This window comes from Collinsella sp. D33t1_170424_A12 (assembly GCF_015554865.1).
Taxonomy (GTDB): Bacteria; Actinomycetota; Coriobacteriia; order Coriobacteriales; family Coriobacteriaceae; genus Collinsella.
In genome coordinates this window covers 1-15,905 of the sequence record NZ_JADNJJ010000061.1, presented here as the reverse complement: position 1 = coordinate 15,905, position 15,905 = coordinate 1, and the positions used below count along the sequence as shown (strand labels likewise).

Genomic DNA, 15,905 nt, shown 5'->3' with positions numbered 1-15,905 from the left:
GGGTGCACTTGGTGGCCGGCAGGAAGCGGGTGCCGAGACCGGCGGCGGGGATGATTGCCTTCATGGCATTCCTTTCAACGATTCTACGCGTCTTCGCGCATACGACACGTGCAGTCACGCACATCGGGTGCCGAACGGAGATAAACAAACTCGTGTTCAAAAAGCATACCGTTTTGTACGAAAACTGCCACCGCTTTAGAAAAAATGCAGCTTAACTACGCAGCTTCCGACTATTTGTCACACGAAAGGCGCAAATTCGAGGCAAATCAACCGCCGCCTGCAGATGCGATGCGCCCCGAGCGCGCGAAGCACCCCGCTCTCATAAAAACGAAAAACGGGACCCAGAAAAACTGGATCCCGTTTGCATGCGAAAGAAAATCGCGAAGCAGCTGCAGGCGATGCGCCTGCAAGAAACTACTTGAGGGAGACAGCAGCGCCGGCAGCCTCGAGCTTCTCCTTGGCAGCCTCGGCGTCCTCCTTCTTGGCACCCTCGATGACGGCCTTGGGAGCGCCCTCGACGACCTCCTTGGCCTCCTTCAGGCCAAGGTTGGTGAGCTCGCGGACGACCTTGATGACCTGGATCTTGTTGTCGCCGAAGCCCTCGAGCACGACGTCAAACTCGGTCTTCTCCTCGGCCTCCTCGGCAACGGCAGCGGGGCCGGCAACAACAGCAGCCGGGGCAGCAGCGGAAACGCCGAAGGTCTCCTCGATAGCCTTAACGAGCTCGGAAGCCTCGAGAAGGGTCATTTCCTTCAGGGCCTCGATGATCTCTTCGTTGGTAAGCTTAGCCATTTCTAAGTCCTTTCAGTTCCCCTGCATCTACGCAGGGAGAGCAATTAAAGTACAGCGCTTGCGCGCACAGGTGCGGCCGCCTCGGGCCGCGGTAAGGAAGCCTATCGCTAGGCTGCCTTCTGCTCGGAGATCTGCTGAACGGTGCGGGCGAGACCAGAGGAAACGCCGTTGACGCAGACAGCGATGTCGCGAGCGAAGCCGTTGATAAGGCCGGCGATCTGACCCAGAAGCTGATCCTTGGTGGGGAGCTCGGCGATTGCGTTGACCTCCTCGGCGGAAACAGCCTGACCGTCGGAAATACCGCCCTTGATCTCGAGAACGCCCTTGGACTTCTTAGCGAACTCCTTGAGCGCCTTCGCGGCCTCCACGGGCTCGTTCTCGTAGAACACATAAGCCAGCGGGCCGACGAGCATGTCGTCGATGCTGGGCTGCTCCTTGTTCTCGAGGGCGATGCGGACGAGGTTGTTCTTGTAAACCTTCATCTCGGCGCCGCACTCGCGAAGCTGGTGACGCAGCTCCTGCGCCTGCTTAACGGTAAGACCGTTGTAGGAAACAACGAACAGACCGGCGTTCTTCTCGACGTTGGCCTCGATCTCGGCGACCATATCGATCTTGTACTGCTTTGGCATAGGTACACCTCCTTCATATCTTTCTCGGGCACTTTCCGCGCCTGACTTGGCGGGGGTGTGTCTCGAAAAAGAAAACCCCCGTGCTGCAACAGCGACGGGGGCGAGAAGACATACTGCTCGACCACCTCGGCTGGCGGGAACTCCCATTAAGCCTTGGGGCAAGCCCCGCGGCACCTGCTGTCTCTGGCAGCGGATTCGTGCGTGAACATTAGAAGTATGCCGAACGGGGTTTCACACGTCAAGGATAAAGACCATCATCACAAGCCGTACACATTGGCGTCGTCCGATGCGCGGACCCCGGGCGACGCCAAGCCACCTCGCATCTTGCGCCTCCCCCTTCCGGGGCATACGCTTGCTAACCAGGGAGCGCCCGCCGTCCGGACGGCGCGCATGTAAGCAGGAGGGTGTTAGAAGATGGCCACATCGCAGAAACACGCGCATGCCGGCGAACGCCCGAACGGCGTTGCGCGCACGATCTTGGCCCTCGACGTCGCGGGCGCGCACGCGACGGGTGCGGCCGCGGCGCTGCTGGCCGATTTCGAGGATGCGCTGCTCGCCTACGACCATCTCTCCGCAAGCGCGCTCGATGCGACGGGTACGGCGGAGCCCCCGCGCTTCCACCACGCATCCCTTACCGCGCTGCTTGAAAACGACCAGATAGACGCCTCGCCCGCGCCGTGCGATACGATCGTTGCCGCCCTCGAGGTCTCAGACGACACGCCTGGCGCCGCCCTCGGGTCCGCGCTCGACGCCCTCGCGCGCGCGAACGCGCTCGCCCCCGGTCAGCGCGTCTACGCCATCGCCGTGGCCGATGCCCCCGCGCCGAGCGCCGCGCACCCCGGCCTCGAAGCCGTGGCCGCGTGCTGTCGCGAGCGCGACCTCGCCTGGATGGGCGGGCTGGCCGCGGGCAGGGCGAAGGCCGTGGCGGCGCGTTCTGTCAAACCGCGCATGGGCCGCGCCCGCCGCGCCTGCTCGGAGGCCCTGGACCGCCTCATCGGGGCAGCGCGAGCCGGCGTGACCGTATCGGCGTCCGCGGAGCTCTTCGGCGCGCGCGACGCCGCGAGCGCGGGCGACGTCATCGACGTGCCAGACCCCGCGCCCGCCATCCTCTACCGCCTGCTCTACCGCTAGGAGCCGCGCCCGCAGGCACAGCGGACCCGGGCCGCATGCCCGTCGGGCCCGCTATGCGTTCGAACCGCTGCCTCCCATGCGGCGCTCCTCGTCCACCGAACGGTCGATGCGCCCACGAAAGAGCACCATGGCCGCCAGCGAGCTCACCGTGACCAGCGCGCTCGCCAGCACGAGCGTCTCCTGCACGCCGATGAGCCCGGCGAGCACCGGCGCCATGAGCAGCGGCACCACGCCGGCAGCGCTGTAACCGCAGCCCATCACCGCGCTCACGCGCCCCAATGCCGACAGCGGCGCGTGCACCTGGACCAGCATCGTTTGCAACGGGCCGATCACACCGAACGCGAAACCCAGCATGATCTGACCCGCCAGCGCCACGACCACGCTCGACGTGCCCACGTACACGAGGCAGCCCGCGCCCATGCCGAACAGGGCCCAGAGCAGGCTGCGCATATTCGTGCGGCGACCCGGCAGCCGCATGAGCAGCAGCGAGCCCGCGATCGCGCCCACCCCCGAGGCACTCGACAGCCAGCCCATCCACTCCGGCCCCACGTGCAGCACGTCGCGGTAATAAAGAGACTCCAGCGGATCGAACGCGCCGTAGCCGAAATACGCCATGAAACCAATAGCCAGCAGCAGGCTCAGCGAAGAGCTGGCCGCCACCGCGCGAAAGCCCGCGGTGAGCGAATTGCCGCCGTCGCTCCCCTGCTCGGGCATGCGCTGCGGATGAAAGCCCGCCGCCGGCACCAGCCCCAGCAGGGCGCATGCGGCGCCGAACAGGAAAACGACCTGCGGCTCGAAGATCATGGTGACCATGCCGCCGACAAGCGGACCCACGACCACGGTGAGGTTGGTGGCGGCCGACAGCACGGGGTTGATGCAGGCGAGCTCTTCGGCGTCGCCCGTGAGGTACGCGGGATAGGAGCGCGCGACGATATCCTCGACGCCCCATGCCAGGCCGAAGACGGCCGAACACATCAGGATGCCGGCGACAGAGGATGAAAAGACCTGGAACAGCGCGGCGGAAACGCAGGTTAGGGCCACGCTGATCGCGAAGTGCCGCCGCGGGCCCCACGCATCGAGCACCGCTCCACCCACGAAATTGCCGCCCACGATGGCGAGATTGATAAGTCCCACCGAGAACGTGGTGGACAGCGCATCGCCACCCAGCGAATAGGTGAGCGTGCCCAGAATACCGATGAAATACGAAGCGAGCATGCCCACGTGCGCCAGAAAACGCATGGCGACCAGGCGTTTCGCCATAGGTGATAGAGAGATGAGCTTGTCGAACAGCGTCCTCATGCGACCCCCTCCCTCGTCCCCCGCCCTATAACCGCGCGGGGAATTCGCGTAATTCTTCAACTGTGGCAGAGCGACACGGCAGCGTCAAGAACACGGCCGGCAGCGGCGTGGGTGACATGGTCACTGACCGCGCGGGGCGCCGCGGCGTACAGTGGGGACGACCACTGAGGAAAGGAGCACGCGATGGGACTGTTTGGATCGCTGTTCGGCAAGGGCATCGATGCCCATATGGAGGAGGCGCGCGCCACCGAGGGCGCCGTCGTACTCGACGTTCGCACGCCGGAGGAATTCTACGAGAGGCACATCGAGGGCGCGCAGAGCTTCCCGCTCGCCGGCATCCAGTCGGTTCTCACGCGCATCCCCAGGCGCGACACCCCGCTGTTCGTCTACTGTCTCTCGGGCGCCCGCAGCGCGCAGGCATGCCGCGTACTCGACCAACTGGGATACTCGGCCGTCACCGATATGGGCGGCATCACCCGTTGGAGCGGCGCGATCGTGCAGGGAAGGAAGTAGGGCCATGAAGGTTGTCATCGGCGGCGTCGCCGGAGGAGCCACCGCCGCCGCGCGCCTGCGCCGTCTGGACGAGCAGGCCGAGATCATCATGATCGAGCGCACGGGCTACGTGAGCTATGCCAATTGCGGCCTGCCGTACTTCATCGGCGGCGCCATCACCGAACGCCGCAAGCTCACGCTGCAGACGCCCGAGAGCTTCCACAACCGCTTCCGCATCGACGTACGCGTGCGCCAGGAGGTCGTGGCCATAGCCCGCGCGGCACACGAGGTGATCGTCCGCGATCTCGAGACCGGCGAGACCTACGCCGAGAGCTACGACAAGCTCATCCTCTCCCCCGGAGCGCGCGCCGTCGTGCCCGAGCTGCCGGGCGTGGACGCCGAGCGCCTGTTTACCCTGCGGACCGTGGAGGACACCTTCCGCATTCACGGCTTCGTCGAGCGCGAGCAACCCCGCTCGGCCGTGGTGGTGGGCGCCGGCTTCATCGGCCTCGAGATGGCCGAGAACCTGCGTGAACGCGGCCTGGATGTGACGGTGGTCCAGCGCGGCGGTCACGTGATGCCCACCCTGGACGCCGATATGGCCGCGATCGCCCATAACCATCTGCGCAACCACGGCATCGACCTCAAGCTCGACGCCAACGTGGAGGCCTTCGAGCCCCAGGCGGACGGCAGCATGCTCACGCGCGTCGAGGGCTCCGAGCCGCTCTCCTCCGACATGGTGGTCCTCGCCGTGGGCGTGGCTCCCGAGGGCACGCTGGCCCGCGAGGCCGGCCTCGAGCTGGGCATCCGCGGCTCCATCGCCGTAGACGAGCACATGCGCACGAGCGACGAGGACATCTACGCCGTAGGCGACGCCGTGCAGGTGAAGAACTTCGTCACCGGAGACGATGCGCTCATCGCCCTGGCCGGCCCCGCCAACAAGCAGGGGCGCATCGCCGCCGACAACATCTGCGGCATCGAGAGCCGCTTCAGCGGCAGCCAGGGCTCGTCCGTCCTCAAGCTCTTCGACCTCACGGTGGCCGGCACCGGCCTCACCGAGGTCGCGGCGCGCGCCGCCGGCATCGAGGCGCAGCATGTGGTCTTGTCGCCCGCCAGCCACGCGACGTACTATCCGGGCTCCAGCAGCATGACCATGAAGGTGCTGTTCGAAGCGGGCACCGGCCGCATCCTGGGCGCGCAGGCCATTGGAATGGACGGCGTGGACAAGCGCATCGACGTGCTGGCCACGGCGATCCGCGCGCACATGGACGCCACCGACCTCACCGAGCTCGACCTTGCCTACGCACCGCCCTATTCCTCTGCGAAAGATCCGGTGAACATGGCCGGCTACCTTATCGAGAACATCCTCGAAGGCCGCGTGGAGCAAGTCGATTGGAACCGCGCGATCGCGCCGGCCGGCGATGAGGTGGTGCTCGATACCCGCACGGCGGGCGAGTACGCACGCGGTGCCGTCGACGGCGCGCTGCACATCCCCCTGGACGAGCTCCGCGAGCACCTGGACGAGCTGCCGCGCGACAAACACCTGCTGGTGTACTGCCAAAGCGGCCTGCGCAGCTACGTGGCCTGCCGCATTCTGGCGCAGCACGGCTTCGCGTGCGCCAACGTAGCCGGAGGCTACGGCTTCTACCAGGAGACGAGGCTCGATGCCGAGCGTCGTCGAACCGACGTGGCCGACTGCGGCGTCGCCCTCTAGCGTATGGACTGCCGCCCGGGTGGTCGCCCGCGGGCAGCGCGGCCACACGCGGGCGATACGGCCCGGCTCCGATCAAGATGCTTCGGAGCCGGGCACATACCATTCGAACGCACCGAGCCTGCAGACAGGACCCTCGCGCGCCGCTCGCCCGTACGGCAGGGATGCGGTTGCTTTCGGGCGCCGCGCGCCGTAGGTTTAAGGAAGCATGAACCCTCTGAAGCGAAGGCGGCCTGAACCTATGGATTTCGCGACCAACCCCACCATCGCGGCGCAATCGCTCGCCGCCACCCTTCCCTTCTGGGACCAGCTCTCCATCGCCGAGCGCGAGCGCCTCGCGCGCGCGACGCGCCTGCTGCGCGCCCGGAGCGCAGAGCGCATCCAGGGAGGCGGTTCGGGGTGCGCGGGCGTGATGGTGGCGCTCAGCGGAAGCCTGCGCGCGTACATGCTCTCGGAAGGGGGCAAGGAGATCACGCTCTTTCGCGTGGAGGCGGGCGAGAGCTGCGTGCTGGCAGCCTCGTGCATCCTGCCCATGATCACCTTCGACATCGCCCTGGATGCCGCCGACGACGTGGAGGCGCTCGTCATCGACCCGCGCCTGTTCTCGCAGCTCGCCCAGGAGAACACTGCCGTCGAGGCATTTCTATACCGCCAGACGGCGCAACGCTTCAGCGACTGCATGTGGGTGATGCAGCAGGTGCTGTTCTCCAGCTTCGACGCGCGCCTGGCCACCTTCCTGCTCGACGAGCTCTCGCGCACCGGCAGCGAGCACATCGCCATGACGCACGACGAGATCGCGCGCCATCTCGGCAGCGCCCGAGAGGTGGTCTCGCGCATGCTCAAGTACTTCGAACGCGAGGGCTTGGTGGCGCTCGGCCGCGGTGCCGTGGTTATCATCGACCGGCGCGGCCTGCTGGCGCTCGCCACCGCGTAGCAGCGCACTCGTACGTATGCGTTTAAACCGCTCAGGACTTCTAAAACGGTCCAAATGTATACGCGCGATCTACTAACTTGCAAAAAGCATGCGCACGATGCGGCATCGGTCGAGGGCGCGGCCCGAAACCGGACCGCACGGAGCCCCTAGCCCTGGCGCGGGCGCTGGAACAGCGCCGAGAGCCCGTCCTTGATACCCGCCGCGGCATCGCGGGCGATTCCGGCCGCCGAAATGGCGGCGAGCCTCCCGATGGCCGGGCCGATGACCTCGCGCGCCTCGTCATCGGCGTTGCGCGTGGCCTCGCGGATGAGCTGCGCGGCCTGCGGGCCGCCGCCGAAGATCTGCCCGGCGTTGCTGGCGCCCGACGACTCGAGCGCGCGGAACAGCGCGTCGATGAAGCCCGGGAGCTCGTCGCTCTTAAACGATGCGAGCCACTCGCCCATCACCTCGTGCGTGCGACGCGCCGCCGCGCCCACCTGCGGCGAACCGACGAACGCACCATCTTCGATCTCCCAGGTAAACACGCTATGCTGGTCGATTCCCACAGCCGATGACAGCACCGCGGTCTCGGGCGCCACCGCATCCATGAGCATGCCCACCACCGAGTCCATCGGCACGGTGCGCTGCAGGCGCCCCTCGAGCTGCGCGCGGGCGCGCAACGCGGCCTCGTCCTCCAAGAAGCCCGGTTTGAACCCGGGGCCGTCGTGGTCGAATACCGCCGCGATGCGTGCGCGGACCGCATCGGAGCAGCGCAGCGCCGCGTACGTTGCCAGGTTGCCGCCCTTGGAATGGCCGCCCACGTACAGGTGCGGCGGAAGATGGCGCGCAACGAGCTCCAAGTAGGCCGCCGCCATGCGCTGCGCCGGAACCGGCGGCGTCACCGCCATGTCGAAATTCTCGCGCCAGCCCGTGAACGATGTGTCGGTTCCGCGAAACGCGATGTAGGCCCACGCCCCGGGCAGCACGTAGCACGTGGCAGAGAACTGCACGCGCTTGTCCTCGTCGAGAAGGGACACGTAATCGCGCAGCTCGAGCACGCGAAACCGAGGGGACGCCGCGAGCGCGGCGATAGCGCGCTTGATATTGACCTGGTCGAGCCCCGTAAACATCGTGCCGAAGCGCTCGGCCGCCAGCAGGTCGCCCACGTGCGCGGGGCGCGTCAGGCGCGCCTGCATGCGATCGGCCAGCTCGTCGGCTTTATCCGCCATGCGCAGCAGGAACGAATCCTCCGCACCCGGCATGGTAGCGCCCTGCACGTCGATGCCGCCCACGCGGCGTAGACGCTCGACGTCGCGCTCGCGCAAGGGCGGCACGATGCCCACGGCCTCGACCATCGCCAGCTGAGACAGCGCCGCCGAGTCCACCGGGCTCACGAAAGCCTCGTCGAACGGGCGCAGCTCGGTTTCCAGATATTCGAGTAGATGCAACACACCGACCCCTTCCCCATGGCGCGGCTCACGTACCAGGCTTATACCCGCCAACGACGGCCTGCGCCGCACGGCCATCAAATGAGAACAAGCCCGCTTCGAATCCCCTTCGAAGCGGGCTTGTCGCGTTCATCTGCAAGCGCTCGCGCGCGGCGCGAACCCTACTCGGCGCCCAGCGCGCACATGGTGATGTAGTTGTACGGCTGGTTGAAGTGAGGAAGGAAGAAGATGTCGAGAAGCTTGAGCTTATCGATGGTCACACCCTCCTCGATGGCCAGGGAGAACATGTGGATGCCCATGGAGATATCCTCGGTCGAGGCCATCTGGGCGCCCACCACGCGGCGGCTCTCGCGCTCGTAGACGATGCGGATCTTCACGCTGGCGTTCTCGCGCATGAAGCCCGGGCGCTGCAGGTCCTCGTAATCGGCATGGCAGACGTCGAGACCGGCGCGGGTGGCCGCGGCCACGGACAGGCCGGTGGACACCATGTTGTAACCGAAGATGGAGATGCCGTTGGAACCCTGGACGCCGATGGAATCCAGACGGGTGCCGCCGATGTTATGACCGGCCACGATGCCCGAGCGCACGGCGTTGGTGGCCAAGGCGATGTAGGTCTCGGCGTTCAGCGCGTTGGACCACACGGTGGCGCAGTCGCCGATGGCGTAGACGTCCGGATCGCTCGTGCGCTGGCGGCGGTCGACGTGGTAGGCGCCGTTGGAGAAGAGCTCCAGATGGTCGCGGCCCAACTCGTTGTTGGGGATGAAGCCGATGGCGTTGATCACCAGGTCGGCCGGATAGGTGCCCTTCTCGGCCTCGATGGCGCTCACACGGCCGTTCTCGCCATGGTAGGCCACGACGCGCTCGCCGAAGTGGCACTCGATGCCGTGGTCGGCCAGGTTCTTATCCATGACCGCGGTGAAGGACGGATCGTAGTAGCTGGCAAGCGACGTAGGCGCGATGTCGAACAGGCGCACCTCCTTGCCGCGGCGCTTGGCGGCCTCGGCGATCTCGACGCCGATGTAGCCGGCACCGATGACGGCGACGGAGCGCACGTCGTCGCGGCTCATCCAGCGGTCGACCTCCTGGCCCTGCTGGAAGAGCTTGAGGAAGCTGATGCCCTCGAGGTCGCAGCCGGGCAGCTTGGGCGAGATGGGCAGCGAGCCGGTGGCCAGGACCAGCTTGTCGTAGGTCTCGTCGAAGCAGGTGCCGTCGGCCTTCTGGCAATGCACCACGTGATTGGCGAAATCGATGGAGGTCACGGACGTCTCGAGCGAGATGCGCGCTCCCTTGGCCTCGAAGGCCTCCTTGTTGGTATAGAACAGGTTCTCGTACGAATCGATCTGACGGCCGACCCACAGCGCGGTACCGCAGCCCAGGTAGCTGAGGTTGGTGTTGCTGTCGATCATGACGACCTGCTGGTCCTTGTAGTTGTCCAGCAGCGTGTTGGCCGCAGCGATACCTGCGTGGTTGGCACCAACGATAACGGTCTTCATAGACGGTTCCTTTCGGGAGCACGCATGGAGGCGCCGGCGCGGCTTCTGGCGCCGCGTCCCCATGCGTTGCAGCTTTCTACCGCGCAGTACCATATCCTATTTTGCTAGTAACATTATCGTGATTTTTGCGACAGATTGTTTCCCTCGGTAAACGGTCGTTGCGCCGCGATCGCATCGCACGCCGCACCGATGGCCCGCGAATCGACGAGAAGGGCCGGGAGGCGGTGTCGACACCGCGCCCCCGGCCCCTCCCGGCATGTTTCTTTCTAGCGTCTACCAGCTGATACGCTCGTAACCGTCGTTCGTGATGACCAGCTGGACCTCCCACTGCGCGGAATCCGAGCCATCGGCCGTGCGCACCGTCCAGCCGTTCGCGTCGCTCATGTCGATACCCGGCTCGCCGGCGTTCACCATGGGCTCGATCGTGAAGCAGAAGCCGGGCGCCAGCACGGTGCCCTCGCCCGCCTCGCCCACGAAGCCCACGAACGGGTCCTCGTGGAACTCGCGGCCGATACCGTGGCCGCCGAACTCGCGCACCACGTTGAAGCCCGCCGCCTCGGCGTGCTCCTGCACCGCATGCGCGATGTCGCCCACGTGGCCCCACGGCTTGATGGCAGCCAGGCCCGCCTCGACGCACTCGCGCGTCACCTCGACCAGGCGCCGGCGCTCGGCCGAGACCTCGCCGATGCAGAACATGCGCGAGGAATCAGAATAGTAGCCGTCGAGGATCGTGGAGCAGTCGACGTTCACGATATCGCCCTCGTGCAGCACCTCGTCCTCGGACGGGATGCCGTGGCATACCACGTTGTTCACCGAGGTGCACACGCTCTTGGGGAAGCCCTCGTAGTCGAGGGGCGCGGGAATCGCCCCGTGCTCCACGGTGTACTCGTGCACCCAGCGGTCGATATCGGCAGTGGTGCAACCCGGGGCGATGCGCTCGCCCACGTAGTCGAGAGCGCCCACGTTCACCGCGGCGCTGCGGCGAATGCCCTCAAGGTCCTCGGCCGTCTTGAGCAGGTCGCGCGGGAGAACCTCCTCGCCCGCCTGCCACAGCTCGTCCAAGCGCTCGTCGATAGCCAGATGGCACTTCTTGTATTTCTTTCCGCTGCCGCACCAGCACTCGTCGTTGCGACCGAACACGGGTCCGTTATCGTACATTGGATCACTCCTATCATCGTCCGTAGGCCATTATGCCCCCGATTGCCCGCCAGCATGCTCGCGAATCGCGACGCGACCGGGGCGGGGCGTCCTACATGCGCTCCGCTATATCGAGCACCATGCGCTCGGTCTTCTCCCAACCCAGGCACGCATCGGTGATAGACCTTCCGTACACGCCGCCGTCGACCGGCTGGTTGCCATCTTCCAGATAGCTCTCCACCATGAATCCGCGCACCAGGCGGTCGACGTCTGCGCTGCGGCGACACGAGTCGAGCACCTCCTTGCAGATACGCGGCTGCTCGAGCGGGCGCTTGCCGGAGTTGTCGTGGTTGCAATCGACCACCACGGCGGGGTTGGCGTACGCCTGCGCCGTATAGCGCTCCGCCAGGCGCTCGAGGTGCTCGTAATGGTAGTTGGGATAGGTGCGCCCGTCCAGGCCGATGTAGCCGCGCAGCACCGCATGGGCCAACGGGTTGCCCTCGGTCTCGACCTCCCAGTTGCGGTAGATGAAGCACTGCGGGGCCTGCGCGGCATAGATGGAGTTGAGCATGACCGTGGTTGACCCGGCCGTGGGGTTCTTCATGCCCACGGGAACCGAGATGCCCGACGCCACCAGCCGGTGCTCCTGGTTCTCCACGGAGCGAGCCCCCACCGCCACGTAGGACAGCAGGTCGAACAGATACTGGTTGTTAGCGGGATAGAGCATCTCGTCGGCCGTGAAGAAGCCCGTCTCCTCGATCACGCGCAGATGCATGCGGCGGATGGCCTTCACGCCCTCAAGGAGGTCGTCGGCGCCCTGGGGGTCGGGGTTGTGAAGCAAGCCCTTGTAGCCCGTACCGCGGGTGCGCGGCTTGTTGCTGTAGACGCGCGGAACGATGAGCAGCCGCTCGCGCACGCGCTCCTGTAGCGCGGCGAGCCGCGTCATGTACTCGAGCACGGAATCCTCGCGGTCGGCCGAGCACGGGCCGATGATGAGCAAGCGGCGGCGGTCCTCGCCTCGGAAGATGGCGGCGACCTGCGCATCAAGGGCGCATTTGGCGCGCACGAGCCCGGGGCGCAGCGGCATCTCCTCGCGGATCTGCTTGGGGATGGGCAGCTGGCGCTTGAACTGCATAGACATAGGACCCCTTCGGTATCGCGGACGACGCCGCGCGAATTCCGGCGCGCAGACGGATCGACCGGATCGGTGATGAGATGAATTATGCACCCGCAACGGAGCACGATGCGGCAGCAGGGCGCGCTTACATCCAAGCTGCGGGCACGCGGGGTACAATGACCCCATGGTCCACGCCCGCAACGAGGGCACGTTCCCAAGGAGACACCATGGCCAACGATTTCCTCATCGTCGTCGACATGCAAACCGATTTCGTCTCGGGCTCGCTGGGCACGCCCGAAGCGCGTTCGATCGTTGCCGCGGTCACCGAGCGCGCCGCCGCGTTCGAGGGCACCGTGGTGTTCACCCGCGACACGCACGACGCATCCTACGCCGACACGCAGGAAGGTCGCTGCCTGCCCGTCGCGCACTGCCGACGCGGCACGCCCGGCTGGGAGCTCGTCGACGAGCTGGAGCACGTGCGGCGCGACCGCGATTGCCTGGTGTTCGACAAGCCGTCGTTCGGCTCGCTCGAGCTGGCAACCTGGCTTGTCGAGCAGGACAGCGTCGAGCCGATCGACTCCATCGAGCTCGTGGGTCTGTGCACCGATATCTGCGTGGTCAGCAACGCCCTGCTCATCAAGGCGAACCTGCCCGAGGTGCCCCTGCGCGTCGAATCCTCCCTATGCGCTGGCGTGACCCCGGCTGCGCACGATGCCGCCCTCGCCACCATGCGCAGCTGCCAGATCGAGGTGCTGTAGCGGCGTCGAAACGCCTCTAGCAAACGCCCTGTCGCGACAGGAAGTCGAAGGCGAGGTCGACCCAGGCGCGCACGGAGCGCTGGCGCTCGGCGTTCTCGACCTCGGTGTTGCGGTTGGCCATGGACAGCCCGTGGCCGCCTTCGCTGAACACGTGCAGCTCGTGGGGAACGCCCTCCGCGGCCATGCGCGCCGCGAACGGATAGACCTGGGCGACCGGCGCCGTCTTATCGTCCGCCGCGCACCACACGAACGTGGGCGGCATGCTGCGGTTCACGCTGGTGGTGGGGCAGATCTCGACGAGGTGCTCGTCGGTGGCCTCGCCGCCCGTCACCATGGCGAGGAAATCGTTGAGCAGGTCGCGGCCGGTCTTGCCGCCGGTCTTGGGGACGCGCAGGTCGATGCGCGGGTCGCGCGTCTGCTGGTCGCGCAGGTAGGCGAAATCGATCACCGGATAGCACAGGATGGCGGCGTCGGGGCGAATGTCGTCGGGGCGCGCGGCGGCCAGCGCCGCGAACGGCCCCTTCTTCCAACCGCACGCCAGGGATGCGCAGATGAAACCGCCCGCAGAGAAGCCGATGGCCACGACCTTCTGAGGATCGACGTTCCACGCCCCCGCGTTGAGGCGGATGGTGGCGATCATCTTGGCGAGGTCGGCCTGCGGGTTGGGATACGAGACGTCGCCGGTGGAACTCGTCACGTAATCGAGCACGAAGGCCTGGAAGCCGCGGCTGAGGAACTCGAACGCCACGGGGTCCTGCTCATGGGGCGCCACATGCGTAAAACCGCCGCCGCCGCAGATCACCACGGCCGGACGCGGGCGCGCGTCCGCCTCCGGCAGCTTCTCGGCCAGGTACGCGGTATAGGTCGCCGGATATACCGGCGTGGTCTCGTCGCCCCACAGGGCGTGCTGTTCGATGATCATGTACGCTTCTTTCTTCTTACATCCGCCATACAGGCGAATCGCGGGCCGTGTGCCATGTAAAAGGGGCCCGCTGCTCGCGAGCCCCGTACGGGTTGATTAAAAGTCGCAGCTACCGACGGTGCGCGGGTGCGGCAGGACGTCGCGGATGTTACCCACGCCCGTGAGGTACATCACCAGGCGCTCGAAGCCCAGGCCGAAGCCGGCGTGCTTGCAGGTGCCGTAACGGCGCAGGTCGAGGTAGTACTTGTACTGCTCGGGGTCCATGCCCAGCTCGGCGATGCGGCGCTCGAGCACCTCGAGGCGCTCCTCGCGCTGAGAGCCGCCGATGATCTCGCCGATGCCGGGGACCAGGCAGTCGGCTGCCGCGACGGTCTTGCCGTCATCGTTCAGGCGCATGTAGAAGGCCTTGATCTCGGCCGGGTAGTCGGTCACGAACGTGGGGCACTTGAAGTGCTCCTCGGTGAGGAAGCGCTCGTGCTCGGTCTGCAGGTCGATGCCCCAGCTCACGGGATAGTCGAACTTGTGGCCGGCAGCGACGGCGTCCTCGAGGATCTTCACGGCGTCGGTGTAGGTCACGCGGGCGAAATCGGAGTTCGCCACATGGGTGAGGCGCTCGATGAGGCCCTTGTCCACGAACTTGTTGAGCATGGCGAGCTCGTCGGGGCAGCGGTCCATGACGTCGCGGATGACGTATTTGAGCATGTCCTCGGCCATGTCCATATCGTCGGCGAGGTCGGCGAAGGCGATCTCGGGCTCGATCATCCAGAACTCGGCGGCATGGCGCGTGGTGTTGGAGTTCTCGGCGCGGAAGGTGGGGCCGAAGGTGTACACGTCGCCGAAGGCCATGGCGAAATTCTCGGCATTGAGCTGGCCGGACACGGTGAGCGAGGCGGCCGTGCCGAAGAAGTCCTGGCTGAAGTCCACGTTGCCCTTATCGTCCAGCGGCGGATTGGCCGGATCGATGGTGGTGACGTGGAACATCTCGCCGGCGCCCTCGCAGTCGCTCGCGGTGATGATGGGGGTGTTCACGTAGACGAAGCCGCGGTCCTGGAAGAAGCGGTGGATGGCGGCGGCGGCTACGGAGCGTACGCGGAAGACGGCGCGGAACAGGTTGGTGCGCGGGCGCAGGTGCTGCTGGGTACGCAGGAACTCCACGGTGGCGCGCTTCTTCTGCAGCGGGTAGTCCGGGGCGGAAGCGCCCTCGACCACGATCTGGGTCGCTGCGAGCTCGAAGGGCTGCGGCGCGTCCGGGGTGAGCTTGAGCTCGCCGGTGCAGATGAGCGCCGCCGAGACGTTTTGATGCGCGATCTCATCGTAGTTCTCGAGCGCATCGCGGTTCATAACGACCTGCAGGTCCTTGAAGCAGCTGCCGTCGTTGAGCGTGACGAAACCGAAGTTCTTCATATCGCGGACGGACTTGACCCATCCGGCAACGGTGACCTGCTTGCCGCCGAGCGCCTCGGCATCGGCGTATAGCTGGGCGATCTTGGTGCGATCCATACCAAACCCTTCCATCATGTGCTGATGACGTTAATGTTCCGACTTCTTATTCTATCAGCTGCGAGATTCAGTGCGGCGCCGTGCAGATGTTCCGATTTTTCCCATCGATTCTCGAATTCTCTCGGTACACGCTCCTTTTTAGCGTGAGATTCCTGGGCAAACGCCGTCCCCGCGCTCGGTCTACCCGGCGTTTTTCAAAAACGATGGGAAAATTCGCCAGAATTGCGCACGGAGCCGCCCCACACTCGGCACCTGCATCGAAACGCATGGCGCCCCGCAAGCCCCTGTTGACATATTATTTAGATTGTTGTCTAATTCTTTAATCGTCAGCGCGCATCGAACTGCAGCGAACAGCGCGCCGATGCCGTTTCACCACGCGAGATAGGAGCACCCATGGGAGGAGAAGCGTTCAAGGCGCTCGCGGATCCCACGCGACGACGCATCCTCGAACTGCTGCGATGCGGCGACCTCACAGCAGGTCAGCTCGCCGAGCACTTCGACATGACCAAGCCATCCATCAGCCATCACCTCAACGCCCTCAAGGCAGCCGGGCTCGTCGACGC

General features: G+C 65.9%; 16 protein-coding genes. 7 read left to right on the top strand and 9 right to left on the bottom strand.

What is annotated here, in order from left to right; translation table 11 throughout:
- A partial coding sequence (locus I2E26_RS09050; RefSeq protein ID WP_229056368.1) for a hypothetical protein occupies positions 1-215 on the top strand: 215 nt, incomplete at its 5' end.
- 199 nt (positions 216-414) lie between these two features.
- Here I2E26_RS09050 and rplL read toward each other — a convergent pair.
- Both rplL and rplJ read right to left on the bottom strand, forming a co-directional pair.
- Entirely contained in the window at positions 415-792 is a 378-nt protein-coding gene (gene rplL / locus I2E26_RS02980) for a 50S ribosomal protein L7/L12 (protein WP_195419560.1), read from the bottom strand.
- A 107-nt stretch (positions 793-899) separates the two neighbouring features.
- Positions 900-1,421 (bottom strand): 50S ribosomal protein L10, encoded by a 522-nt coding sequence (gene rplJ, locus I2E26_RS02975; RefSeq protein WP_147588905.1) that lies wholly within the window; start codon positions 1,419-1,421, stop codon positions 900-902.
- Positions 1,422-1,835: 414 nt separating this feature from the next.
- Here rplJ and I2E26_RS02970 point away from each other — a divergent pair, with 414 nt between their 5' ends.
- The gene (locus I2E26_RS02970; protein WP_195419559.1) at positions 1,836-2,552 is read left to right on the top strand and encodes a hypothetical protein; all 717 of its coding nucleotides are present in this window, start codon (positions 1,836-1,838) and stop codon (positions 2,550-2,552) included.
- Positions 2,553-2,603: 51 nt separating this feature from the next.
- Here the strand turns inward: I2E26_RS02970 and I2E26_RS02965 are convergent, their stop codons facing one another.
- The gene (locus I2E26_RS02965) at positions 2,604-3,851 is read right to left on the bottom strand and encodes an MFS transporter (protein WP_147588907.1); all 1,248 of its coding nucleotides are present in this window, start codon (positions 3,849-3,851) and stop codon (positions 2,604-2,606) included.
- A 183-nt stretch (positions 3,852-4,034) separates the two neighbouring features.
- On the opposite strand from I2E26_RS02965, the gene I2E26_RS02960 reads away from it, so the two are divergent.
- The 3 genes from I2E26_RS02960 to I2E26_RS02950 all read left to right on the top strand — a co-directional run bounded on the left by I2E26_RS02960 (position 4,035) and on the right by I2E26_RS02950 (position 6,988).
- Positions 4,035-4,364: a rhodanese-like domain-containing protein gene (locus tag I2E26_RS02960; RefSeq protein WP_195419558.1), complete on the top strand. Its 330-nt coding sequence runs from the start codon at positions 4,035-4,037 to the stop codon at positions 4,362-4,364.
- A 4-nt stretch (positions 4,365-4,368) separates the two neighbouring features.
- Positions 4,369-6,057, top strand: coding sequence for an FAD-dependent oxidoreductase (locus I2E26_RS02955; protein ID WP_195419557.1), 1,689 nt, complete (start codon positions 4,369-4,371; stop codon positions 6,055-6,057).
- Between the two features lie 238 nt (positions 6,058-6,295).
- Positions 6,296-6,988 (top strand): Crp/Fnr family transcriptional regulator, encoded by a 693-nt coding sequence (locus I2E26_RS02950; protein ID WP_195419556.1) that lies wholly within the window; start codon positions 6,296-6,298, stop codon positions 6,986-6,988.
- Positions 6,989-7,134: 146 nt separating this feature from the next.
- Here the strand turns inward: I2E26_RS02950 and I2E26_RS02945 are convergent, their stop codons facing one another.
- The 4 genes from I2E26_RS02945 to I2E26_RS02930 all read right to left on the bottom strand — a co-directional run bounded on the left by I2E26_RS02945 (position 7,135) and on the right by I2E26_RS02930 (position 12,186).
- Positions 7,135-8,418 carry an Mbeg1-like protein gene (locus I2E26_RS02945; RefSeq protein ID WP_370551428.1) on the bottom strand — a complete coding sequence of 428 codons (1,284 nt, stop codon included), beginning with the start codon at positions 8,416-8,418 and terminating at the stop codon, positions 7,135-7,137.
- Between the two features lie 158 nt (positions 8,419-8,576).
- Positions 8,577-9,908, bottom strand: coding sequence for a H2O-forming NADH oxidase (nox, locus tag I2E26_RS02940; RefSeq protein ID WP_147588911.1), 1,332 nt, complete (start codon positions 9,906-9,908; stop codon positions 8,577-8,579).
- Between the two features lie 273 nt (positions 9,909-10,181).
- Positions 10,182-11,066 carry a methionyl aminopeptidase gene (locus I2E26_RS02935; RefSeq protein ID WP_195419555.1) on the bottom strand — a complete coding sequence of 295 codons (885 nt, stop codon included), beginning with the start codon at positions 11,064-11,066 and terminating at the stop codon, positions 10,182-10,184.
- 91 nt (positions 11,067-11,157) lie between these two features.
- Positions 11,158-12,186 (bottom strand): 3-deoxy-7-phosphoheptulonate synthase, encoded by a 1,029-nt coding sequence (locus I2E26_RS02930; RefSeq protein WP_147588913.1) that lies wholly within the window; start codon positions 12,184-12,186, stop codon positions 11,158-11,160.
- Positions 12,187-12,389: 203 nt separating this feature from the next.
- Here I2E26_RS02930 and I2E26_RS02925 point away from each other — a divergent pair, with 203 nt between their 5' ends.
- Positions 12,390-12,920 carry a cysteine hydrolase family protein gene (locus tag I2E26_RS02925; RefSeq protein ID WP_195419554.1) on the top strand — a complete coding sequence of 177 codons (531 nt, stop codon included), beginning with the start codon at positions 12,390-12,392 and terminating at the stop codon, positions 12,918-12,920.
- 16 nt (positions 12,921-12,936) lie between these two features.
- On the opposite strand, the gene I2E26_RS02920 is transcribed toward I2E26_RS02925, so the two are convergent.
- Together I2E26_RS02920 and asnS are read right to left on the bottom strand one after the other, a co-directional pair.
- Positions 12,937-13,842: an alpha/beta hydrolase gene (locus I2E26_RS02920; RefSeq protein ID WP_195419553.1), complete on the bottom strand. Its 906-nt coding sequence runs from the start codon at positions 13,840-13,842 to the stop codon at positions 12,937-12,939.
- 96 nt (positions 13,843-13,938) lie between these two features.
- Positions 13,939-15,342, bottom strand: coding sequence for an asparagine--tRNA ligase (gene asnS / locus I2E26_RS02915; RefSeq protein WP_195419552.1), 1,404 nt, complete (start codon positions 15,340-15,342; stop codon positions 13,939-13,941).
- 393 nt (positions 15,343-15,735) lie between these two features.
- On the opposite strand from asnS, the gene I2E26_RS02910 reads away from it, so the two are divergent.
- A partial coding sequence (locus tag I2E26_RS02910; RefSeq protein WP_195419551.1) for a metalloregulator ArsR/SmtB family transcription factor occupies positions 15,736-15,905 on the top strand: 170 nt, incomplete at its 3' end.